This is a genomic window from Streptomyces zhihengii (assembly GCF_016919245.1).
In the GTDB taxonomy this organism is placed as follows: Bacteria; Actinomycetota; Actinomycetes; order Streptomycetales; family Streptomycetaceae; genus Streptomyces; species Streptomyces zhihengii.
The window spans coordinates 3227660-3249365 of record NZ_JAFEJA010000001.1 but is presented as its reverse complement, the minus strand read 5'-3'; the positions used below and the strand labels follow the sequence as shown (position 1 = coordinate 3249365).

Here is a 21706-nt window from a genome sequence, read left to right as displayed (position 1 = left end):
GTACCGTCCACCGCATGACCGTCACCCGCCTGCCCGCCGACCCCACCGACGCAGACGTCGACCACTGGCACGCGGTCCTGCGCGCCGCCCATCTCCACGACCTCGCGGACAGCGTGCCGCCGCCCTCCCGCACCGACAGCGCCGGCCGCCTGCGCAAGCCCTCCGCCCGCACCCGGACCGTCCACTTCGCCGTCCCCGCCGCCGAAGGCGCCGGCTACGACGGCGTGGCCACGCTCGTCCTCTTCGGCGAGGCGGACAACCGCCACACGGCCTTCGTCGACGCCTTCGCCGTCCACCCGCGCGCCAGGAAGCACGGCGCCGGATCCCTGCTGTGGGGGGCCGTCCGCGCCGAACTCGTGGCGGACGGACGCCGGTCGGTGTCCGTCCTCGTCGAGAACGGCGGCCCCGGCGAGGAGTTCGCCCGCGCCCGCGGCTTCGTGAACGCCCTGCCCCTCGCCTGGTACGTCCAGGACCTCGCCACCGCCCTCGACGACCACCCGGAGCGGTCCGCGCTGCCCGCGGGGTACGCGTACGCCCACTGGTCCGGCGTCGTGCCCGACCCGCTCGCCGACGTCTTCGCCCGGGCGCACGACGACATGGCCGACGCCCCCGTCGGCGAGCTCGAACAGGCCGCGCCCGCCTGGGACGCGGCACGCGTGCGGGCCGCCGCGCGCGTCGTCGAGGAACGCGGCGGCGCGATCCACACCGCCGCCATCCTGCACACCGCCACGGACTCCGTGGCCGCCTACACCGAGGTCGTGCTCCGCGACCCGGCGGACACCCGTGCGCTCCAGTACGACACCGTCGTCGTCCCCGCCCACCGCGGACGCGGCCTCGGGCGGGCGGTCAAGCGCCATCTGATGGGCGTCCTCGCCGCCGAACGCCCCGGACTCCGCCAGATCGCCACCACCGTCGCCGACGAGAACGGCCCCATGCTGGCCGTCAACGACCGCCTCGGCTACCGCCGCGAACGCCTCGTCGGCTACTTCCAGGCCACCGTGCCGCCCGGCCCCGCCGGCCCCTGACCTCCCGGGGCCCTGACCCTTCGGGGGGCCGACAGGCGAAGCCGCCCCGGGGCGCGCGACCTGACCCGTACCCGTAGCCGCATCACGCCGCCCACGAGGTTCTGGAGGGCGACCGGCCGGAGGCGGCCGTGGTCATCGGCTTCCCGTCCCTCGACGCCGCCCGCGTCTGAACGCCCCGGACGGTCGCGGCGGCCGTGGCAGGATGACGGCATGACGACCACCTGCCGAAAGGCACATGCCGCGTAGACGGCCGGGCGCCCTGCGCGCCGCACTCCCCGCCCATCGGCCCGCACCGGCCTGGGCCCGCGATCTCGGCCCCGTCGACGACCGGCTGTCGGCCGGGACGACCGCCGCGATCCACTTCGCCGAACACACGTCCCGCCACGTGGACATCGCGCCCGGAGTCACCGCCCGGATGCTCGCCCGCTACCGCGCCTTCGTCCGGGCACCCGGCGGCCGGGCAGCGCTGGAACCCTCCTCGTGCCCCGCCTGCCCCGGCTGCCGCTACGACGACATCGCCGAGTGCCGGGACACCCTGGAGGAGGTCGTGGCCGTCCTGCCGCCCGCCGCCGCCGGCGAGCTGCGACGGCTGCTCGACCGCCTCGACGCCCGGTTCCGCCGCCGGACCTTCCCCGACCCGCTGTCCTGGAGCAGCCGCTGGAGAGCGGATCCGCGCCGCTGGTGGCTCAGGCGGCTGTACGAGGGCGGCGGGTGACCGGGGCCGCCGCGTCCCTCAGCGGAACTCGTGGACCACCCGGATCGGGCCCACGAGGTGGGCGTTGAACTCGGCGAGGTCCTCGGCCGGCACCCACAGCTCCAGGATCGTCCGGCCGCCCGCCTGCTGGACCGGGTACCGCGTCAGGAACTCCGAGTCGACCTCGAAGCGGGTCACGAAGCCCGCCCCGCTGTGCTTCACGTTCCAGTCCCGGGCGATCCGGATCGCGTAGTCCTCGTTCAGCACCGGGTAGAAGATGGGCTGCTCCGGCAGCCGGGGCGGCCACGCCCGCCACCCCGACTCCCGTACCAGCGCCAGCTCCTCGGGCCCGGTGGGCCGCCACAGGGTCGTCGTCGCGGGTCGGCCGGTCATGGTGGTCTCCGTGGGGTGGACGTGGGCGGAGGCGCCGCCGGGAGGGCGGCCCGCCCGCCGGACGCTACCGGGCGGTGCGGTCCGGGTTCACCCGGTTTTGCGTGCCGCGACGGCCCGGGGGCGGCCCGCCGTCCTCTCGGGCCGGGAGCGGTCTAGTCCCAGCGGTCCTGGTTGAGGAAGCGGGCGAAGCCGCGCCAGGAGCCCGGGCCCATCGCCCCGTCGATCGGGCCCGTGTAGCCGTGGGCGGCGGCGAGCCGCTGGACGGCCGCCCAGGTGTTGGGGCCGGGGGCGCCGTCGACGGGGCCGGTGTAGCCCCAGTTCCGCATGTTCCGCTGGAGGGCGGCGTAGGTGTTCGGGCCGGGTACGCCGTCGATCGGGCCGGTGTAACCGGACTCGATGCGCAGCCAGTTCTGCGCCCGCCGCCACATGACGGGCCCGGGGACGCCGTCCTGCTCCGTCGACGTCTTGGGCAGTCCGCCGCCCCCGCCGCCCAGGTGGTCGAGCGGGTTGACCCGGACGCCGCCCGGGGTGATGAGGTGCCAGTGCAGATGAGGGCCGGTGGAGTTGCCCGAGCCGGGGGCGCCCGCCGCGCCGCCGGACCAGCCGACGATGCCTCCCCTCGGCACCCAGGTGCCGTTGGCCACCGCGAACCGCGACAGGTGCATGTACTGGGTCCGGTAGCCGTCGCCGTGGGTGATGGTCACCGTGTGGCCGCCGGTCCCGTTGTCCGCGATGTTGGTGACGGTCCCGGCGTCCGCGGCCGGCAGCGCCGTGCCGACGCCCATCGCGTAGTCGATCCCGCCGAGCGAGCCGCGGTTGATGTGGTCCTGCCAGCCGCTGGTGAGCGGGTAGCCGCTGAAGGGGTTGTAGAGGTTCAGCGCGTGCGCGGGGGCCGCCGCGAGCAGTCCGCTGCCGGCGGCCACCCCGAGCGCGGCGGCCGATCCCCGGAGCAGCGCCCGCCGGCTGACCAGGCCTCGCCCCGCGCGTGCCCGGCCGCTGTCTTCCGCATGGTGTTCACACATGTCAACTCCCTTGTCCCATAGGCCACTTGAAGTCACAGGAGAACGCGGGGCCACCGTATCCTACGCGCGTAGAACTTGATATAGGCATGCCGTCCGGGGGAGGCCCGGGGGCGGCCGGGCGGCGCCTCCGGGCTGGCCCACCGCCGGGACACGGCCCCGGCCCGGCGGGACATGACGGGCCGAGGACGGCGCACGCACGGCTCCTGCCGGCCGCGCGGACCGGCCCCTCGCGGCCGCGCACGACGGGCCGAGGACGGCCCCCGCCCGGCCCCGCCCGGCCTGCACGAGCGGCCAAGGACGGCGCACGCACGACACAGCCGGCTCCGGCGGCCGTCCCTAATCTCCTCGGTGAAGCCGCCGCCGGCCTGGGATCCCGGTGGCTTCTCCACACCCGTCATATGCGGAGCCGTGGGCTCCCCGGAGAGGGAAGGAGCGTGCCGGATGCGCAGGAGGACATCCGCTCTCGTCCCGCTCGTCGTGCTCCTGTGCCTCACCGCGGGCTGCGGAGGCGGTCAGGGGGAGCGGGCGGACGCAGCGCGCCCCTCGCAGGGGGAAGCCGCCCCGCCGGACACCCGGCTCAGGGACCTGACCCCGGCGGAGGAGGTCGAGATCGACCGCGCGGAGGACCGCCTCGTCCTGCGGTGCATGGAACGCGAGGGCTTCCGCTACTGGCCCGGCCCGGTGGCGGGCGTCGAGGAACGCAAGACGGGCCGGTACGTCGTCGACGACGTCGACTGGGCCCGCCGCCACGGGTACGGCCGCGCGTTCGACCGCGCGGCCGAGCAGACGCGCCGCACCCACCCCAACATCACCTACGCCAACGCCCTGCCCGAACGGGAGCGCATCCGCTACTCGCTGGCCCTCGACGGGGACTTGGACGACGTCGTCACCGCCGAACTGCCCTCCGGCGGCGCGGTCCGCACCCCGCGCGAGGGATGTCACGCCGAGGCGCGGGAGCACCTGTACGGCGACCACGCGGCCTGGTTCCGTGCCGCGAAGACCGTGACGTCGCTGACGCCGCTGTACGTCCCGCTCATCCTCCGGGACGAGCGCCTGACCTCGGCGTCCGACGCCTGGGCGCGGTGCATGGCGAAGGCGGGGAAGCCGTTCCGCAGCCCGGACGAGATCCGTGAGAAGAGAGACGGCCTCGTCCAGGGGATGAGCGAGGACGAAGCACAGCGGGCGGAGGTCGAGCTCGCCGTCACCGAGGCGGAATGCGCCCGGGAGACATCCCTGGGGACGACGGCGCGCTCGCTGGAGAGGGAGTACCGGGCGAAGGCGCTCGCCGATCACGCCGGGGAGTTCACCGCCTACCGGACGATGCGCCTGGCCGCCCTCTCCCGGGCCCGGGACCTCTGAACCCGCCGCACGCTCCACCACAGATTTCCGTGGTTCCTGTCCGCGGACCGTCCCACCCGACCGATGATCGAGGAGTCCTGTCATGAAGAAGATGCCCGCCGCACTGACCGTCCTGGCCATGGCCGCTCTCGGAGTCGCCGTCCCCGTCTCCTCCGCGCAGGCCGCCGCGTCCTGCGCCGACAACTACTCGGGTGCGCTCTCCGGCTACATGTACGCCTACGACTACACCTACTGCGAGGGCCTCCTGGGCCGGGCCGCGGGCAACGACGCCAACTGGGGTGACAGCGGCGGCAGCTTCCAGGGCGGCGACGCCAACAAGGCGACGTCCATCCTGAACAAGGGCAACAACCAGGAGGTCCAGTTCTTCAACGGCACAGCCACGTGGACCGGCGGCCACATCTGCCTGTCCCGCAACGAGGGCTACGCCTCCGACCTCACCAACGACTACTTCACCAGCGGCGTCCTGGTCAGCAACGCGATCAGCTCGCACCGCTGGGTGAGCGCCGGCACCTGCGACAAGTGGGCGGTCTGACCTCCTGACGGCACCCGCGCGAGCCGGGGGCCCGGGGGAACCGGACGACGGTTCCCCCGGGCCCCCGGGCGGTGCCTCAAAGCTGAGGCGTGCGGAGCACGCCTCAGTCGCCGGCCTTCGCGACGCCGATCGGGCAGCTCACGCCCGTGCCGCCGATGCCGCAGTAGCCGGCCGGATTCTTGTCGAGGTACCACTGCAGCGCGACTCCTCTTCGCGTAGGTTTAGCTACTCTTAGTGAAGGGGTGGGAAATGGGTGAAGCGGTATCGGTGATCCCTGTCGTCTCCTACGCGCGTATCTCCGTCGACACGGCCAGGGACGGCCACGGCGTCGAGGACCAGCACAAAGTGAATGCGGAGACGGCGGTCCGCCTGGGCTGGACCATCGTTCACCGCTACACCGACAATGACCTGTCGGCGGCGAAGGCGGGTGTGCTTCGCCCGGACTTCGAGACCATGGTGAAGTCGCTCAAGGCAGGTCACCTGCCTGACGGACAGCCGGTTCGAGGCGTCATCGTCGTTGCGGACGACCGGCTCGCGCGCAGAGCCGGGGACTACGAGCGGTTCGTGGACGCGCTCACCTACGAGGAGGGCCGCCTCTACGCCGACGCCAAGGGGTCGAAGAACCTCTACAGCGAGGATGTGGAGTCCATGGGGCTCTTCGGCGTCGTCATCTCCAAGATGGAGGTGCGCAAGATGCAGCGGCGTGCGCGCCGCTCGCACCGTGCTCGCGCAGAAATGGGCATCCCCGTAGGCGGAAAGCGCCCGTTCGGTTGGCAGGTCGACAAGCTCACGCTGGAGCCTGAGGAAGCGGCGTGGCTGGCGAAGGGTGCCCGTGAGGTGATCGCGGGCAGGTCCATGCACTCGATCCTTCGAGAGTGGCGGGATGCCGACGTCCGTACGATCAACGGCAAGGCGTGGGCGAGTCGATCCCTCAAACTCGCGATGTGGAACCCGCGGTTGTGTGGCTGGCGGAAGCACAACGGAGAGCTGGTCCGTGACGCCAACGGCGTGCCGGTTGTGGGTCGCTGGGAGCCGATTATCACCTCGAAGGAGTGGATGGCCATCGACGCCATCTTCTCGGCCCGCGTCGGCCCCCGGGTGAAAGCTGACGGAACGGTCGCGGACTACCGCACCCCGTCGTATCTGCTGACCGGAATCCTTCGATGCGGAAAGCCTGGAGGGGACGGCCGGATCTGCAACTCGCCCCTTCGTGCGGCCGTGCGACCGGACCTCTCCGGCGGCTACCTGTACCAGTGTCCCAGCAGAGAAATGGGCGGTTGCGGTGGAACGGGCCGCAATGGCGCCAAGATCGACGAATTCATTACCGAAGCAGTTTTGTCAAAGCTGGAGGAACGAGTCGGCGCGGTGCAGGTGGAAACGAGATGGGCAGGGGAGGGCGAGCTGGACCGATTGACGCGGAAGCAACGCAAGCTGCTGCAGGCTTGGCAGAAGGACCAGATCTCGGACGAGTTGTTCTTCCCTGAGAACCAGAGAATGGAATCCCGGGTCAAGCAACTTCGTGAGGACCGTACTCGCCACGTCCTCAACCAACAGCGCGCAGCCGAGGTAACCGGAGACGTCCGGGGGCGCTGGAACTCCGGCAGGCTCGACCTGGCGCAGAAGCGCGCTCTGATCAGGGAGGCGCTGCATGCGGTTGTCGTCCTGCCGGTAGGCGGTGGAGGCCGACGCCCCTTCAACCCTGACCTGCTGGTCCCGAAGTGGCGTGACTGACCGCGAGCTGAAGCGGAAAGGGGCACGATCATCCGGCCGGTGCCCCGTCGCTGTGTTGGGGGTCCGGACTACCGCTGCCGGCGTGTTGAACGCTCTCGCCGGCCAGGCCCCCTACGGCAGCGACCGGCTCCGGCAGGCCGAGGCCTGCCAGAGCCGGGTCAGCCGCTCGTGCGCCAAGTCGGGGAGCGAGGGGTTGCTCACTCCCCGGGCGCCTTGGCGACGCCGATCGGGCAGCTCACGCCCGTGCCGCCGATGCCGCAGTAGCCGTTCGGGTTCTTCGCGTCCGAAAGGTACTGCTGGTGATATGCCTCGGCCGGGTAGAAGGGCCTGCCCTCGGCCGGGAGGATCTCCGTGGTGATGGTGCCGTAGCCGGAGCCGCCGAGGACCTTCTGGTAGGCGGCGCGCGAGGCCTCCGCCGCCGCGGCCTGGGCGGGGGAGTGGGTGTGGATCGCGGAGCGGTACTGGGTGCCCACGTCGTTGCCCTGGCGGAAGCCCTGGGTGGGGTCGTGGGACTCCCAGAACAGCTTCAGGAGCTGCTCGTAGCCGACCTGCGCGGGGTCGAAGACCACGCGTACGGCCTCGGTGTGGCCCGTCCGGCCCGAGCAGGCCTCCTCGTAGGTCGGGTTCTCCGTGTAGCCGCCCTGGTAGCCGACCAGGGTCGTCCACACCCCCGGCACCTGCCAGAACTTCCGCTCCGCGCCCCAGAAGCAGCCCAGCGCGAAGTCGGCGACCTCCAGGCCCTGCGGGTACGGGCCGAGCAGGGGGTTGCCGAGGACGGTGTGCCGGTCCGGGACGGTGAAGGACGGGGTGGGGCGGCCCGTGAGGGCCTCCTCGGGGGTGGGCAGCACGGGGGTACGGCCGAAGAGCATGGTGCGACTCCTTCACGGATGGGGGCTCAGTCGTCAACGCCCCAGGGCCCCCGGGCATTCCGTCGCCGGGTACGGCTCAGGTGGTGGCCGCGGCCTGCCGGAGCGTGATGTCCCGCAGTCGGCAGTAGGCGGCCGCCGGGTCGGCGCGGTAGCGCCACGGGAGGGCGTCGACATGCCCGTCGACCAGGCGGAACTGCTCGACGGATGCCGCGTCCCGGTCCTGGAGGGACAGGTAGTAGGCCAGGAGGTGCCGGACCTCGGGCAGACGAGGGTGATCGGCGGGGGCGGCGGCCGCGTCGGCGAGGCAGGCGTCGACCAGGGCGATCATCTCGGGTGTGCTGTCGGCCTCCGTGGTGCTGTCGTCGTCGTGGTGCTCGAAGTGGGCGATCAGCGGGAAGACGGTCAGCAGACTGCCGAGCGGGGCCCCGGCGGCGGCCTCGGCCGCGAACGCGCGGGCCAGCTGCTCGGAGCCGCGCCACTTGGCGCACCAGTACTGGAGGGCGGAGAAGTGCGCCTCGAAGTGGTGCGGGGCACGGGCGACGATCTCGGACCATATGCGGTCCATGTCGCTGTGCGGGTAGCCCATGCCGATCGCGGTCCAGATCTCGCTGATGAGCGGCGTCGGGTCGCCGGGTGCGAGGTCAGCCGCTCGGGCGTTCATCTCGCGGGACCGGGCGAGGGTGCGGTGGAAGCCGTCGAACTGCTCGCTCGTGGTGTGCTTCGCCCGCTGGGAGCCGCGGAGGCGCCATGCGAGGAAGACCGTGCTGCGGGCCCGCAGCAGAGCGGCGGTCGGGTCGTCGGGACGTGCGGTCTCCCAGGCGATCAGCCATTCGTCCTCGACCGCCGCCATGTCGGCCAGCTTCTCCGAGTAGGCGCCGCGCCGCTCCCAGTCCGTGCCCACCGCCTCGAACAGCGCCGCGACGGACTTCCAGTCGTTCGTGAGCGTCGCGGCCTTCGCCGCGGCGAGTTCCGCGGGGACCGGGGCGGCGTTGTCGGTGTCCTGCCGGTTCGGCGGCAGCATGCCGAGGGCGGTCGCCTCGTCGGGGAGTCGGTAGCTCCCGTCGTCGTCGCCGTTCCCGGCACTGCGCCAGCCTTCGAAGGCGCCCTGGACGATGGCTTTGAGGAGATAGAGGCCGAGGCCGAGCAGGAGGAGGACGACCGGGGTCAGCACGACCCAGAGGATGATCTTCACGGAGCTTCCAGTGGTGTAGGGAGGGAGTTCAGGCGGCGGGCTCGGCGGCGAGCAGGGCGCGCAGCGGGGCCGTGTCGGGGCGGTCGGCGACTGCCGCGTCCAGCGCCGTGTCCAGGTCGTGTTCACAGCCGTCGGGAGCGGCGGGCAGTCGTACGGACGCGGCTTCGGCCCAGGAGAAGTGCCAGGTGAGCGCTCCGCGTGCGGAGAGTTCGGCCAGGGTCATGGTGCGCAGGTCGCGGCGCAGCGCGGGCCGGACGAATTCGCGGAAGGCTCGCCCCTCGGCCCGCACGGCCTGGTCGGACAGCGGCATCCGCAGGGCGAGTTTCCAGAGCTGCCCGTCGTCGACGACCCCGAGTACGGCGTGCAGCGACGCCGGTGTGCGGGTGTACATGGCGGTGGCCCGGTGCAGGGGGGTGCCGGACACCGTGAGCCGTGCGGTCATGGCGGCGTCGAGAAGTTCCTGCCAGCCGGCGGCGCGGCCGCAGGAGAGCGTCTCGGGGGCGAGGACCGCGTCCTCCAGAGCGGCGTAGGTCCGCGCCGGGTCGGTGAGGAGATCGGCGGCCGGGCCGGTGCCGTCGTCGGCGCGTCCGTCGCCGGGCAGGGCCTCGATCCGGCGGACGCGGTCGGCGAGGGGCGGGTGCGGGTCGTGTGCCGACCCGGGGTCCGCCGGCGGACGCAGGCGCAGCGGCACGAGTTCGAGCTGGCGTGCGGTGAGCAGGGAACCGAAGTCGCCGAAGAGCCGGCCGCGGGGCGGCAGGGTACGGGCGGGGATGCCGATCAGTGCGTAGCAGTGGAGGTAGTAGGCGTACGCGGAGTCGAGGGCGTGGAGTTCGCGCAGCGCGGACGCGGTCGCGTCGCGGCCGGCGACGCGGACGGCGGCGTCGTCGGCGGCGTACGCGCGCCGGTGGGCGGCCGCGAGGGTGGCACGGAGACAGCGGCGGGCCCAGGTGGCGCGGACACGTGCCGCGGCGCGGTGGGTGATGCCGGAGCCGCGTCCGCCGGCCGGTCCGCTCGGGCGGCCCGTGGCGAACACGTGCAGGTGCCCGTCGTCGGTGTCGCCGTGCACGTGGCCGTGCTCGTCTCCGCCGTCTCCGGCCGGGCGGCGACCGGCGAGGGTCAGGGTGCGCGCGACGCGGTCCTGGCAGCGCGCGTCGAGGGCGGCGAGTCGGGAGTCGGTGGCGTGGCGGCCCAGCTCGTGGGCGACGAGGGCGCGCAGTTGGCCCTCGTTCAGCCCTTGGAGGAGCGGAACGCCCAGGTGGAGACGGAGCGGGCCGCCGACGAGGCCGAGCAGGCGCGTGCGTTCGGTGACGGTGGCGGCCGTCTCCGCGGTGAGGACGATCTTCGTCGGCGCGCGGGTGGAGAGGTCGTCGGCGACTTCCCGGACGGTGGCCCACAGCCGGGGCTCGTCGGCCTCGCCGACGGGCAGCCCGACGGCGTCGTCCTCGGAGAGGCGGAGCATGGACAGTCCGCGCACCACGGGGATCGCGAGCAGGAGGAGGACGAGGCAGAGCGTGGCGGCGAGGGCGGCCGGCACGAGGAGGTGCAGCAGGTACCCGGTGCCCGCGAGCAGCACGAGGAGCAGCAGGCCGAGCAGATGGAGGCCGGCGAGCAGGACGAGTGCGCGCAGCGCGCGCAGGGTGGTGCCCATCGGGCGGGTTCCCCCCACGGGAAAGAAATGCGGACATGGCACGGCGTGGTGGGGGGAAGCGGAGTATCACCCATCGAGTCGGGTCGGAGCAAGATCGGTTCGTGCCCGTCGCCGGGCGGGCCTCGCCCCGGGGCGATCCCGGCCCCGCGTCCTTCCGCAGCCCGGGGCCGGGTCCGGCACGCGGGGCCGGCTCGGCTCAGCGCAGCAGCGTGGCCGGGCTGCCGCCGTTCGCCTCGTAGCCGGCGACGGCCAGGGCGCGGTAGACGGTGTACTCGGCGGCCGGGTCGCCGCTGTGCGTCCAGGGCAGGGCGCCCACGTGGCCGTCGACGTGGACGAGCTGGTTCATCGCCTCGGCCCAGCGCTCGGAGCGGACCAGGAACAGCACGAGCAGGTGGCGCACATGGGCGAGCATCGGGTCGTCGGCGCGGGCGGAATGGACCGCGTACAGGGCGCCTTCCAGGGCCTTGGTGACGACGGCGCCCTGGTAGAAGCTGCCGACCAGGTTGACCTCGGGCAGGTGCTCGTAGACGGCGAAGAGCGGCAGCGCGGCGAGCAGGGAGCCGCGCGGGGCGCGGGCGGCGGCGGTGGTGGCGAAGTGGTCGGCGTCCTCGCGGGAGCCGTGCCACTTCTCGCAGAGGTGGTGGAGCGCGGCGAGGTGGGCGCCCATGTGGTCGGGGGCGCGGTCGATGACCTTGGCCCAGAGCTGGTCGAACTGCTCGTGGGAGTCGCCCAGGCCGCGGGCGACGGCGAGGTCGGTGATGTACGGGACCGGGTCGCCCGGGGCGAGCAGGGTGGCCTCGGAGCAGACGGCGCGGGCCTCCTCCAGGATGATGCGGAACTCGTCGGTGCCGGCGGTGGCGGTGCGCCAGGCCTGCTGGACGAGGAACTCGGCGTGCACCTGGGCGCCGCCCGCGTCCTTGGGGGACTCCGAGCGCCAGGCGCGCAGCCACGCGCCGCCGGTGCCGGGCTGCTGGGCGAGTTCGAGGGAGGCGGCGCCGGCGAAGGCCTGGACGCGCTGCCAGCGGACCTCGCCCTCCTTGGGGGTGCCGGCGAGGAGCTGGGCGGCGGCGCGCCAGTCCTGGGTGCGCTGGACGACGTCGAGGACGTCGAGGAGGTCCTGGTCGGGGCCGGGCAGGCGCACGTCGAGCAGTTCCTGGCGCACGAAGCCGTAGGTGTCGGGGTCCGCGGCGTCGGGGGAGCCGGGGGCGGCGAGCCGGATTCCGGCGCGGCGGCGCATCATGACGGGGCCGATGACCGCGGCCAGCATGGCCATCGCGATCAGGAACCAGAGAATCTCCATGGCTCCATTGTCCCGGACGCCCCGGCTGCCGGGCCGGGTCGGGTATGCCGTCCGTCCGGGCTGCCGGGCCGGGTCGGGTTCCCCGTCCGTCCCCCCTCCCGGCCGGGCCGGGTTCCCCGTCCGTCCCCCCTCCCGGCCGGGCCGGGTTCCCCGTCCGTCCCCCCTCCCGGCCGGGCCGGGTCCCCCGCCGCCGGGGCCGTGGGGACCGGGCCGGCCGCCCCGGGCCGCGTGCCGCCCGCCTCGCCCGCGCGGAGCGGGCGGGTTCCCGGCCGCGGCGGGCCGTCGGCGGGACTACGCTCGGGCCTCATGAGCGACGACCACAGCGTGCACAGCTTCGAGACCCGCGCCATCCATGCGGGCAACACCGCCGACCCGCTGACCGGGGCCGTGGTGCCCCCGATCTACCAGGTGTCCACCTACAAGCAGGACGGGGTGGGCGGTCTGCGGGGCGGTTACGAGTACAGCCGCAGCGCGAATCCGACGCGTACCGCCCTGGAGGAGAACCTCGCCGCGATCGAGGGCGGCCGCCGGGGCCTGGCGTTCGCGTCCGGGCTCGCCGCCGAGGACGCCCTGCTGCGGACACTGCTGGCGCCCGGTGCCCACGTGGTGATCCCGAACGACGCCTACGGCGGCACGTTCCGGCTGTTCGCGAAGGTCGTGCAGCGCTGGGGCGTGGACTTCTCGGTGGCGGACACCTCGGACCCGGCGGCGGTGCGCGCCGCGGTGAACGACCGCACGAAGGTGATCTGGGTCGAGACGCCGTCGAACCCGCTGCTCGGGATCACGGACATCGCCGCGGTGGCCGACGTGGCGCGTTCCGCGGGGGCGAGGCTCGTCGTGGACAACACCTTCGCGAGCCCCTATCTCCAGCAGCCGATCGCGCTCGGCGCGGACGTGGTGGTGCACTCGCTGACGAAGTACATGGGCGGCCACTCGGACGTCGTCGGCGGTGCGCTGATCGCCGCGGACGCGGAGCTGGGCGAGGAACTGGCCTACCACCAGAACGCGATGGGCGCGGTCGCGGGCCCGTTCGACGCGTGGCTGGTGCTGCGCGGCATCAAGACGCTGCCGGTGCGCATGGACCGGCACAGCGAGAACGCGGAGCGGGTGGCGGAGATGCTCACCCGGCACCCGAAGGTGACACAGGTGCTGTACCCGGGGCTGCCGGAGCACCCGGGGCACGAGGTCGCGGCGAAGCAGATGAAGGCGTTCGGCGGGATGGTGTCGTTCCGGGTCGAGGGCGGGGAGGCGGCGGCGGTCGCGGTCTGCGACCGCGCGAAGCTGTTCACGCTGGGTGAGTCGCTGGGCGGCGTGGAGTCGCTGATCGAGCACCCGGGGCGGATGACCCACGCGTCGGTGGTCGGTTCGGCGCTGGAGGTGCCGGGCGACCTGGTCCGGCTGTCGGTGGGCATCGAGGCCGCCGACGACCTGCTGGCCGACCTGAAGCAGGCGCTCGGCTGAGCCCTGCCGCTCCCGCGCGACGGGGCCCCGGCCGCACAGGTGCGGCCGGGGCCCCGTCGCGTGTGCCGGTCCGTCTCAGGCGGGTACCTTCTCGTCCTCGAGGGATTCACGGATCATCCGGCGCAGCTCGGGGCTGTCGGCGTGCTCGTGGACGGAGACGGCGTGCTCCGCGGCAGCCCGTACGACCTCCTCTTCCTCACCGGAGATGGTGAGGGTGCATCCGGAGACGCTGGGAGTGTTGCGGCAGTCTGCGACTTTCCTGGTCATGAGGGCCTCCTCTGCCGTGTTGCGGCCCCAGGTCTCCAGGATAGTTCGCGGCGGCCGGGACATCAGGGCGGCGGAAGGGCGTCAGAAGCCGACGACGGGCGGGCTGGTCGGCGACGGGGGCGCCAGCCACGGCTCGGTGACCAGGGCCCACAGGGTGAGCGCCAGGAGTGCGGCGACCAGCAGGGCCCAGCCGGTCCTGCGCAGGGCGCGGTGGCGGCGCAGCAGCCGTCCGCCGCGGGCGGCGGCGCGGACGCCGAGGTCGGCGGGGACGCCGGGGGCGGGGGTCTGCATCATCCTGCGGACCTCGCTCTCCTTGCGTTCGGTGCCGCTCATGCCGTCGTCCCCAGCCGGGCCCGCGGGGCGGAGGGGCCGCCGCGCATGACGGCGACGGCGCGGGTGCAGGCGGCGCGGACGCGGTCGGCGGGGATGCCGAGCTGGGCGGCCACCTGTTCCTCGGCGACCGCGTCGTACACCCGCAGCACCAGGACCAGGCGTTCCAGCGGGGTGAGGCGGTCGAGGACGCCGCCGGCGGTGCGGTGGTGGCGCCAGGCGGTGCGGGCGAAGCGCCGGGCCAGGTCCTGGCGGGTGCGGTCGTACGGGTCCTCGCCGCGCAGCCGGTCCCAGTCGGCGTAGGTGCGCGCGAGGGAGGCGGTCAGCAGCCGCTGGGCGGCCGGGTTGGCGTCGGGGGGTTCGGCGGTGAGCAGGGTGGCGACGTGGAGCAGCCGTCCGCCCGCGCCCGCCACGAAGCCGTCGAACTCGCGGGCGCGGCGCCGGTCACGGTCCGAGTGCCGTTCGCTCACACCTTCATATAGGGCCCGGACAGGGGCCGGGGTCAAGGGGTCGGCGGGGGCGGTGTGCGCCGGGCCCCGGGAGGCGTTTCCCCGGGGTCGCGGCGGCGGTGCCGCGGCCTGCCGGGCCCGTCCGTCAGGAGGCGGGCGGAGCCTGTCCTTCCGTGCCGGCCGGGCCTTCGGCGGTGCCCTGTCCGGCCTGGCGGGCGGAGAGCGCGGTGTTGAAGCGGGTGAGCAGGGTGCAGAACGACTCGCGTTCGCTCTCGGTCCATCCGTCGGTGACCTGGCGCATCAGCTCGCGGCGCGAGGCGCGGACCTCGTCGAGCCGGGCCTGGCCGCGGGGGGAGAGCTGGAGGACGACGGCGCGGCCGTCGTCGGGGTGCGAGGTGCGCTTGACCAGGCCGGTGTCGACGAGCGGGGCGACCTGCCGGGTGACCGTCGAGGAGTCGATGCCCATGCCGGCGGCGAGGGCCTTGACGCCCATCGGGCCTTCCTGGTCGAGGCGGTTGAGCAGGAGGTAGGCGGCGCGGTCCATGGAGTTGCGGACCTGGCCGACACCGCCGAGGCGCGTCTGTTCCGCGCGCCGTGCGAAGACGGCCACCTGGTGCTGGAGGGCATCGAGGAGTCCGGGACCGAGATCTGTCGTCATGTCCTGTGAGGTGGGCATGGCTGCGGGGGCTCTCTCGTGCGGCGGTCGGTTGGTGGGGGACAGAGTACGCGGCCGTGCGGTGCCGTACAGGCGTGCCGGACAATCCGTCCCCCGCGGCCCGGGATTCGGACGGCGGCCCGGCGCCGCGGGCGAACTGCGAGACTTGTGCCATGAGCTTCCGCCTGCCCCAGGTCCTCGGTCCGGTGATTCTCGACGACGTCCGGGGAGCGCAGAAGATGCTGTCGGGCGTCGCCCGGATGACGCCGATGGAGGGCAGCCGTCATCTGTCCGCGCTGGTGGGCTCCCCCGTCCATCTGAAGTGCGAGAACCTCCAGCGCACCGGGTCGTTCAAGCTGCGCGGCGCGTATGTGCGCATCTCGGGGCTGCGGCCGGAGGAGCGGGCGGCCGGGGTGGTCGCGGCGTCCGCGGGCAACCACGCGCAGGGGGTCGCGCTGGCGTCGTCGCTGCTCGGGGTGCGGTCGACGGTCTTCATGCCGGTGGGTGCGCCGCTGCCGAAGGTCGCCGCGACCCGCGAGTACGGGGCGGACGTGCGGCTGGTGGGGCAGGTGGTGGACGAGACGCTGGAGCGGGCGCAGGAGTTCGCCCGGGAGTCCGGGGCGGTCTTCATCCATCCCTTCGACCACCCGGACATCGTGGCGGGTCAGGGCACCCTCGGGCTGGAGATCCTGGAGCAGTGCCCGGAGGTGCGCACGATCCTGGTGGGCATGGGCGGCGGCGGGCTCGCGGCGGGGGTGGCGGTGGCGGTGAAGGCGCTGCGGCCGGACGTGAAGGTGATCGGGGTGCAGGCGGAGGGGGCGGCGGCGTATCCGCCGTCGCTCGCGGCGGGCCGCCCGGTGTCGATCCCGACGCCGGTGACGATGGCGGACGGGATCAAGGTCGGCAGGCCGGGGGAGGTGCCCTTCAAAATCGTTGGCGATCTGGTGGACGAGGTCCGTACCGTCTCCGAGGACGCGCTCTCCAGCGCTCTGCTGCTGTGCCTGGAGCGGGCCAAGCTGGTCGTCGAACCAGCCGGCGCCAGTACGGTGGCCGCGCTGCTGAGCGATCCGCGGTCGTTCGACGGGCCGGTGGTCGCGCTGCTGTCCGGCGGCAACGTGGACCCGCTGCTGATGCAGCGGATCCTGCGGCACGGCATGGCGGCGGCGGGCCGGTACCTCTCGCTGCGTCTGCGGCTGACGGACCGGCCCGGTGCGCTGGCGGCGCTGCTGGGCACGTTGTCGGTGGCGGATGCCAATGTGCTCGACGTGAGTCATGTGCGGACCGATCCGCGTCTCGGGCTCACGGAGGCCGAGGTGGAGCTGCAGCTGGAGACGAAGGGTCCGGAGCACTGCGACGAGGTCGCCGCCGCGCTGCGGGCCGCCGGGTACACGGTCCTCGACTGAGGGCCCGTACGCGGTCCCCGGCCCGAGCGCCCCTGGGCGGCCGCCCCTTCACGGGGCGGGTGCCGGCCGGTGCGACACGGCGTGCGCGGACCGGCCCGAACCGCTTGAGTAACGCGATACATCGCGTTATGGTTCGGACCTGCCGGGCACGGCCTCCGGTCCGCGATCCCGGGGGCGCCGACTCACCCGCCTCTCTACTCTTTCGCGTACGCGATCCATCCACCCCGCTCCCTGGGAGACCCCCTATGCCAGGCGCCATCTACGCCGAAGGTCTGGTGAAGACGTTCGGTGACGTCAGGGCTCTGGACGGCGTCGATCTCGACGTCCCCGAAGGCACGGTCCTCGGACTTCTCGGCCCCAACGGCGCCGGCAAGACCACCACCGTGCGTGTGCTGACCACCCTGCTCCAGCCCGACAGCGGCTCCGCCGTCGTCGCCGGCATCGACGTGCTCAAGCACCCCAACGAGGTGCGCAGGTCGATCGGTCTGTCCGGCCAGTTCGCCGCCGTGGACGAGTATCTGACGGGTCGTGAGAACCTGCGGATGGTCGGCCAGCTCTACCAGATGACCTCCCGCGACGCGAAGGCCCGCGCGGCCCAGCTCCTGGAGCGCTTCAACCTCGCCGACGCGGCCGACCGCCCCGCCAAGACGTACTCCGGCGGCATGCGGCGCCGGCTCGACCTCGCCGCCGCCCTGGTGGTCTCCCCGCCGGTGATGTTCATGGACGAGCCGACCACCGGTCTCGACCCGCGCAACCGCCAGCAGTTGTGGGAGGTCATCCAGGAACTCGTGGGCGGCGGCACGACGTTGCTGCTCACCACGCAGTACCTGGAGGAGGCCGACCACCTTGCCGACGACATCTGCGTCGTCGACCACGGCAAGGTCATCGCCCGCGGCACATCCGACCAGCTCAAGGCCCGCACCGGCGGCGAGCGGGTGGAGGTCGTGGTGCACGAGCGGGAGCAGATCACGCCCGCCCGCGAGGTGCTCGCCGGCTACGGCAAGGGCGAGGTCACCGTCGCCGAGCACACCCGCAAGCTCACCGTTCCGGTCACCGGCGGCGCCAAGCTGCTGGCCGAGGTCATCCGCGACCTCGACACCCGGGGCGTGGAGATCGACGACATCGGCCTGCGCCGCCCGACCCTCGACGACGTGTTCATCTCCCTCACCGGGCATGCGGCCGAGGCCGCGGCGGAGGGCGAGTCCGACGGCGCCGAGGACGACGGGCGCGGCGGGAAGTCCCGGAAGGAGAGCGCGAAGTGAGCAGCACAGCGGAGGCGGTCAAGGTCGTCGCCCCCAGGCCGCGCGGCGGCATCGTGCAGTCGGTCAACGACTCGCTGGTGGTCGCCCGGCGCAACCTGATCCGGATGAGCCGGATCCCCGAGATGATCATCTTCGGGATCATCCAGCCCGTGATGTTCGTGGTGCTCTTCAGCTACGTCTTCGGCGGCTCGATCAGCGTGCCCGGCTCCGGCGTCAGCGCCGAGGGCTACCGCGAGTTCCTGATGGCGGGCATCTTCGCGCAGACCGTCACCTTCGCCACGGCCGGCGCGGGCGCGGGCATCGCCGACGACATGCACAAGGGCCTCATCGACCGCTTCCGCTCGCTGCCCATGGCGCGCGGCGCGGTGCTGACCGGGCGCACCCTGGCCGACCTCGTGCAGACCACGCTGACCCTGGTGGTGCTGGCACTGGTGGCGCTGCTCGTCGGCTGGCGCACCCACGAGGGCTTCTTCAGCGTGCTCGGCGGCTTCGCCCTGCTGCTCCTGCTCGGCTACGCCTTCTCCTGGATCGGCGCGCTCATCGGCCTGTCGGTCCGCACCCCGGAGGCGGCCACCTCCGGCGGCCTGATCTGGCTCTTCCCGCTGACGTTCGTGTCCAACGCGTTCGTGCCGTCGGAGAACATGCCGTCGTTCCTGCAGACCATCGCCAACTGGAACCCCTTCAGCGCGACCGTGCAGGCCGCCCGGGAGCTGTTCGGCAACCTGCCGCCCGGCTATCCGGTGCCGGACGCCTGGCCGATGCAGAACCCGGTCCTCGCGTCCGTGCTCTGGTCGGTGCTGATCGTCGTGGTCTTCCGCACCCTCGCGGTGCGCAAGTACCGCTCCGCCACCGCCTGACCGGCCGGCACACGACAGAGCCCCCGCGGCCGCCTTGCGGCGCCGCGGGGGCTCGCTGTCGTCCGGGCCGCGTCAGGCGGCGGCGTACGGCTTGGCGGCGAGGATCCGCACCATGGCGCGGTTGCCGTTGGGCAGCTCGTACTCGGCGTCGTCGCCGACCTTCTTGCCGTTGACGCCGACACCGAGCGGCGACTGCGGCGAGTACGTCTCGATGTCCGAGCTGGCGTACTCGCGCGACGCCATCAGGAAGGTCAGGGTGTCGTCCTCGTCGCCGTCGAAGGCGATCGTCACGACCATGCCGGGCTCGACGATGCCGTCGTCCGCGGGGGCCTCGCCGACCTTCGCGCTGTCGAGGAGCTGGGTCAGCTGGCGCACACGGAGCTCCTGCTTGCCCTGCTCCTCCTTGGCCGCGTGGTACCCGCCGTTCTCCCGCAGGTCGCCCTCCTCGCGCGCCGCCTCGATCTTCTTCGCGATCTCGGTGCGCGCGGGACCAGACAGGTACTCCAGCTCGGCCTTGAGCTGGTTGTACGCCTCCTGGGTGAGCCAGGTGACGTTCTCGCTGGTCTGGGTCACAGGTGCTCCTCGTAGGTACTGGGAATACAAAGCAACGCCCTACCCAGAAGGATTGTCCTTCCTGGGTGGGCGAAACCACGAGCCTAACAATTTCGGGGCGAAAGGGGGAGGACATACGTGTCCGGATCAAGGATTCCCCAGGTCAGCACAGATCCCTGGGGAACAGCCGGAGGAAGAACCTCCGGCCGGCGGGCCCCGGGACCCCCGGGGCCGGTCTCAGGCGGCCGTGCAGCCCTTCAGCTCCGCGGCGGTCGCCTCGCGGGTGGTGCGGATCGTCACGACCCGGTCGATCCGGTCGGTGCCCGCGTCGTCGATCCGCGCGTCCAGCCGCCCGACCTCGGCGCCGTCCTCCGCGAGCGCCCGCACGGTGCACGTACCGGTGGCGCCGGCGTCCTTGCGCACCTCCAGGTGCACCTGGACCTCGCGGGCGCCGTCGACGACGTCGAACTTGATGACCTCGGCGCTGATGGTCTGACCTGCGATGTAGTCGTAGCCGAACCAGCCCGTCATGGCGATCATGCCGGTGCCGAGCACGGCTCCGAGGATCTTCAGCCGACGGTCCGCGCGCTCGTCCGCCGAGCGGCCGTAACGCCCCTGCGGAAGCTCCTCGCGCACAGCAGCCATGATCGATCCCTCCAGGTCCCGGGGACAGGAATTTTCCGTCCCCCGGTTCGGTCACTATAGAGAGCGCACGACGCGACGAATCACTGAGGATCGAGTCTTGACTGAGCAGCTGCGACTGATGGCCGTGCACGCGCACCCCGACGACGAGTCGAGCAAGGGCGCGGCCACGATGGCGAAGTATGTGTCCGAGGGGGTGGACGTGCTGGTCGTGACCTGCACGGGGGGCGAGCGCGGCTCCATCCTCAATCCGAAGCTCCAGGGTGACGCCTCCATCGAGGCCAACATCCACGAGGTCCGCCGGAAGGAGATGGACGAGGCACGCGCGATCCTGGGCGTCTCCCAGGAGTGGCTCGGCTTCGTCGACTCCGGACTGCCGGAGGGCGACCCGCTGCCCCCGCTCCCCGAGGGCTGCTTCGCCCTGGAGGACCTCGACAAGGCGGCGGGCGAGCTGGTGCGCAAGATCCGCGCGTTCCGGCCCCAGGTCGTCACCACCTACGACGAGAACGGCGGCTACCCGCACCCCGACCACATCATGACCCACAAGATCACGATGGTGGCCTTCGAGGGCAGCGCGGACGCCGAGAAGTTCCCGGAGTCCGAGTACGGCGAGGCGTACCAGCCGCAGAAGCTGTACTACAACCAGGGCTTCAACCGCCCGCGCACGGTCGCCCTCCACGAGGCGCTGCTGGAGCGCGGCCTGGAGTCCCCCTACGGGGAGTGGCTGGAGCGCTGGAAGGAGTTCGAGCGCGCCGAGCGGACGCTGACCACCTTCGTCCCGTGCGCGGACTTCTTCGAGACGCGCGACAGGGCGCTGATCGCCCACGCCACGCAGATCGACCCGGACGGCGGCTGGTTCCGGGTGCCGATGGCGGTCCAGAAGGAGGTCTGGCCGACGGAGGAGTACGAGCTCGCCAAGTCGCTCGTCGATACCTCCCTCCCCGAGCACGACCTCTTCGCGGGCATCCGCGACAATGCCTGATATGAGCGCTAGCGCAAACCTCGCAATGACGCACGTCGCCACCCTGGCCAAGGAGCTCGACGAGAACAAGGTCACCCCCGGTGTCCTGGGCTTCCTCGTCTTCGCGGCGCTGGCGGTCGGCGTGTGGCTCCTGATGAAGTCCATGAACCGCCACATGGGCCGGGTGAACTTCGAGGAGGAGCCCGAGCCGGAGACGACCGCCCCGCGCAAGCAGGCGGCGGGCGGCTCGGCCTGACGGACGTCTCGCCGTGTGCGGCCGTCCCCCCCCACCCCCCCCCGGGGGGGGGCCCCCCCCCCCCCCCCCCCCCGCCCCCCCCCCCGCCCGCCGCGCGACGCCGGGGCCCTGAGCACCGGCCCGCCTGACGGACCGGCGCAGCCCCTACACGTCCAGGCCCCACGTGTCGAGGCCCGAGTAGACGTAGGCGGTGCGGGCGTCGGGGGCGTCGCGGCAGAGGGCCTCGCCGGTGTGGAGGGCGACGAGGAGGTCCTCGCCGCGCCACCAGGTGTCGGCCAGGCCGCGGACCTCCGGCACGGCGTCGCAGTCGGCCAGCGGGAGGGCGTCCACGTCGTCGCCGGTCACCCTGGTGACCGACCGGGACCACATCCGCGCGTGGTACGCGAGCGCCACGGACTCGACCCAGCCGTCGACCGAGGCGTGCAGCGGCGTCCAGCGCCGCGCATGGATCCCGAACGAGTCGTCGGGGCCGATCATGAACGAGAAGTCCACCGACGCCCGCTGCATCCCCGCCCCGAACCACCAGCCGTCGGCGTCCTCCTCCGGCACGTCCGGGTCGAAGTACTTCGGCCCGCCCTCGTACTGCTGGGAGGGCGGCAGCAGCAGCCCGCCCCACCGGTCCTGGAACGCCGCCATGCGGTCGATCTGCTCCGCCGGGATCCCGCGCTCCAGCCACCAGGCCCGGTTGCTCTCGACGGGGGTGACCTCCACCCGGACGCAGTGCCCGCCCAGCAGGGACCGGGCACGCCGGGACAGCCCCTCGGGGGCGCGGCCGACGAGGTTGAGTTCCATGCGGGGACCTTAGAGGCCGCGCCCGGGCCGCCGCGGCGGCGGGTCCGCCCCGCA

Annotated in this window: 24 protein-coding genes and 2 pseudogenes; 12 read left to right on the top strand and 14 right to left on the bottom strand. The window is 72.9% G+C overall.

Annotated elements, in window-relative coordinates:
- Window positions 1-14 precede the first annotated feature (14 nt).
- From JE024_RS13390 to JE024_RS13380, 3 genes and pseudogenes are all read left to right on the top strand, one after another.
- Entirely contained in the window at window positions 15-1025 is a 1011-nt protein-coding gene (locus JE024_RS13390; RefSeq protein ID WP_205373814.1) for a GNAT family N-acetyltransferase, read from the top strand.
- Window positions 1026-1120: 95 nt separating this feature from the next.
- Window positions 1121-1195, top strand: a pseudogene (locus tag JE024_RS42280) (DUF1330 domain-containing protein); the annotation flags it as partial.
- 65 nt (window positions 1196-1260) lie between these two features.
- Window positions 1261-1740: a hypothetical protein gene (locus tag JE024_RS13380; RefSeq protein ID WP_205373813.1), complete on the top strand. Its 480-nt coding sequence runs from the start codon at window positions 1261-1263 to the stop codon at window positions 1738-1740.
- An 18-nt stretch (window positions 1741-1758) separates the two neighbouring features.
- Here JE024_RS13380 and JE024_RS13375 read toward each other — a convergent pair whose 3' ends face one another.
- Entirely contained in the window at window positions 1759-2112 is a 354-nt protein-coding gene (locus JE024_RS13375; RefSeq protein WP_205373812.1) for a hypothetical protein, read from the bottom strand.
- Between the two features lie 152 nt (window positions 2113-2264).
- Entirely contained in the window at window positions 2265-3134 is an 870-nt protein-coding gene (locus JE024_RS13370; protein WP_205373811.1) for a peptidoglycan DD-metalloendopeptidase family protein, read from the bottom strand.
- 441 nt (window positions 3135-3575) lie between these two features.
- Between JE024_RS13370 and JE024_RS13365 the strand changes: the two genes are divergently transcribed.
- Entirely contained in the window at window positions 3576-4493 is a 918-nt protein-coding gene (locus tag JE024_RS13365; protein ID WP_205373810.1) for a hypothetical protein, read from the top strand.
- 82 nt (window positions 4494-4575) lie between these two features.
- Window positions 4576-5025, top strand: coding sequence for a hypothetical protein (locus JE024_RS13360; RefSeq protein ID WP_205373809.1), 450 nt, complete (start codon window positions 4576-4578; stop codon window positions 5023-5025).
- Window positions 5026-5128: 103 nt separating this feature from the next.
- Here the strand turns inward: JE024_RS13360 and JE024_RS41060 are convergent.
- Window positions 5129-5221, bottom strand: a pseudogene (locus JE024_RS41060) (peptide-methionine (S)-S-oxide reductase MsrA); the annotation flags it as partial.
- Between the two features lie 53 nt (window positions 5222-5274).
- Here JE024_RS41060 and JE024_RS13355 point away from each other — a divergent pair.
- The gene (locus JE024_RS13355; protein WP_205373808.1) at window positions 5275-6756 is read left to right on the top strand and encodes a recombinase family protein; all 1482 of its coding nucleotides are present in this window, start codon (window positions 5275-5277) and stop codon (window positions 6754-6756) included.
- 197 nt (window positions 6757-6953) lie between these two features.
- Here JE024_RS13355 and msrA read toward each other — a convergent pair whose 3' ends face one another.
- From msrA to JE024_RS13335, 4 genes are all read right to left on the bottom strand, one after another.
- On the bottom strand, window positions 6954-7625 hold the full coding sequence (msrA, locus tag JE024_RS13350; protein ID WP_205373807.1) for a peptide-methionine (S)-S-oxide reductase MsrA: 672 nt from the start codon (window positions 7623-7625) through the stop codon (window positions 6954-6956).
- Between the two features lie 76 nt (window positions 7626-7701).
- Entirely contained in the window at window positions 7702-8817 is a 1116-nt protein-coding gene (locus JE024_RS13345; RefSeq protein WP_205373806.1) for a hypothetical protein, read from the bottom strand.
- Between the two features lie 28 nt (window positions 8818-8845).
- On the bottom strand, window positions 8846-10465 hold the full coding sequence (locus JE024_RS13340) for a M48 family metallopeptidase (RefSeq protein WP_205373805.1): 1620 nt from the start codon (window positions 10463-10465) through the stop codon (window positions 8846-8848).
- A 196-nt stretch (window positions 10466-10661) separates the two neighbouring features.
- Complete coding sequence (locus JE024_RS13335; RefSeq protein WP_205373804.1) at window positions 10662-11765, bottom strand: hypothetical protein; 1104 nt, start codon at window positions 11763-11765, stop codon at window positions 10662-10664.
- A gap of 306 nt (window positions 11766-12071) precedes the next feature.
- Between JE024_RS13335 and JE024_RS13330 the strand changes: the two genes are divergently transcribed.
- Window positions 12072-13226: a cystathionine gamma-synthase gene (locus tag JE024_RS13330; protein WP_205373803.1), complete on the top strand. Its 1155-nt coding sequence runs from the start codon at window positions 12072-12074 to the stop codon at window positions 13224-13226.
- A 75-nt stretch (window positions 13227-13301) separates the two neighbouring features.
- On the opposite strand, the gene JE024_RS13325 is transcribed toward JE024_RS13330, so the two are convergent.
- The 4 genes from JE024_RS13325 to JE024_RS13310 all read right to left on the bottom strand — a co-directional run bounded on the left by JE024_RS13325 (window position 13302) and on the right by JE024_RS13310 (window position 14948).
- Window positions 13302-13493: a DUF1059 domain-containing protein gene (locus JE024_RS13325; RefSeq protein WP_205373802.1), complete on the bottom strand. Its 192-nt coding sequence runs from the start codon at window positions 13491-13493 to the stop codon at window positions 13302-13304.
- An 81-nt stretch (window positions 13494-13574) separates the two neighbouring features.
- Window positions 13575-13826, bottom strand: coding sequence for a hypothetical protein (locus tag JE024_RS13320; protein WP_205373801.1), 252 nt, complete (start codon window positions 13824-13826; stop codon window positions 13575-13577).
- Window positions 13823-14293 carry a sigma factor-like helix-turn-helix DNA-binding protein gene (locus tag JE024_RS13315; RefSeq protein WP_205373800.1) on the bottom strand — a complete coding sequence of 157 codons (471 nt, stop codon included), beginning with the start codon at window positions 14291-14293 and terminating at the stop codon, window positions 13823-13825. Before JE024_RS13315 ends, JE024_RS13320 begins: the two co-directional genes overlap by 4 nt.
- Before the next feature lie 124 nt (window positions 14294-14417).
- Window positions 14418-14948 carry a MarR family winged helix-turn-helix transcriptional regulator gene (locus JE024_RS13310; RefSeq protein ID WP_205373799.1) on the bottom strand — a complete coding sequence of 177 codons (531 nt, stop codon included), beginning with the start codon at window positions 14946-14948 and terminating at the stop codon, window positions 14418-14420.
- A gap of 152 nt (window positions 14949-15100) precedes the next feature.
- Between JE024_RS13310 and ilvA the strand changes: the two genes are divergently transcribed.
- From ilvA to JE024_RS13295, 3 genes are all read left to right on the top strand, one after another.
- Window positions 15101-16330: a threonine ammonia-lyase gene (gene ilvA, locus JE024_RS13305; protein WP_205373798.1), complete on the top strand. Its 1230-nt coding sequence runs from the start codon at window positions 15101-15103 to the stop codon at window positions 16328-16330.
- 245 nt (window positions 16331-16575) lie between these two features.
- On the top strand, window positions 16576-17592 hold the full coding sequence (locus JE024_RS13300) for an ATP-binding cassette domain-containing protein (protein ID WP_205373797.1): 1017 nt from the start codon (window positions 16576-16578) through the stop codon (window positions 17590-17592).
- Window positions 17589-18449, top strand: a complete 861-nt coding sequence (locus tag JE024_RS13295) for an ABC transporter permease (RefSeq protein WP_205373796.1) — start codon at window positions 17589-17591, stop codon at window positions 18447-18449. Before JE024_RS13300 ends, JE024_RS13295 begins: the two co-directional genes overlap by 4 nt.
- Before the next feature lie 72 nt (window positions 18450-18521).
- Here JE024_RS13295 and greA read toward each other — a convergent pair whose 3' ends face one another.
- A complete protein-coding gene (gene greA / locus JE024_RS13290) occupies window positions 18522-19022 on the bottom strand; it encodes a transcription elongation factor GreA (protein WP_205373795.1) in 501 nt (166 codons plus the stop codon).
- Between the two features lie 216 nt (window positions 19023-19238).
- Complete coding sequence (locus tag JE024_RS13285; protein WP_205373794.1) at window positions 19239-19646, bottom strand: DUF4307 domain-containing protein; 408 nt, start codon at window positions 19644-19646, stop codon at window positions 19239-19241.
- Between the two features lie 97 nt (window positions 19647-19743).
- Here JE024_RS13285 and mca point away from each other — a divergent pair, with 97 nt between their 5' ends.
- Window positions 19744-20625 carry a mycothiol conjugate amidase Mca gene (mca, locus tag JE024_RS13280; RefSeq protein WP_205373793.1) on the top strand — a complete coding sequence of 294 codons (882 nt, stop codon included), beginning with the start codon at window positions 19744-19746 and terminating at the stop codon, window positions 20623-20625.
- The gene (locus tag JE024_RS13275) at window positions 20618-20860 is read left to right on the top strand and encodes a hypothetical protein (RefSeq protein WP_205373792.1); all 243 of its coding nucleotides are present in this window, start codon (window positions 20618-20620) and stop codon (window positions 20858-20860) included. The genes mca and JE024_RS13275 overlap by 8 nt, the downstream gene beginning before the upstream one ends.
- Window positions 20861-21004: 144 nt before the next feature.
- Here the strand turns inward: JE024_RS13275 and JE024_RS13270 are convergent, their stop codons facing one another.
- Window positions 21005-21652, bottom strand: coding sequence for a hypothetical protein (locus JE024_RS13270; RefSeq protein ID WP_205373791.1), 648 nt, complete (start codon window positions 21650-21652; stop codon window positions 21005-21007).
- Window positions 21653-21706: the final 54 nt, after the last annotated feature.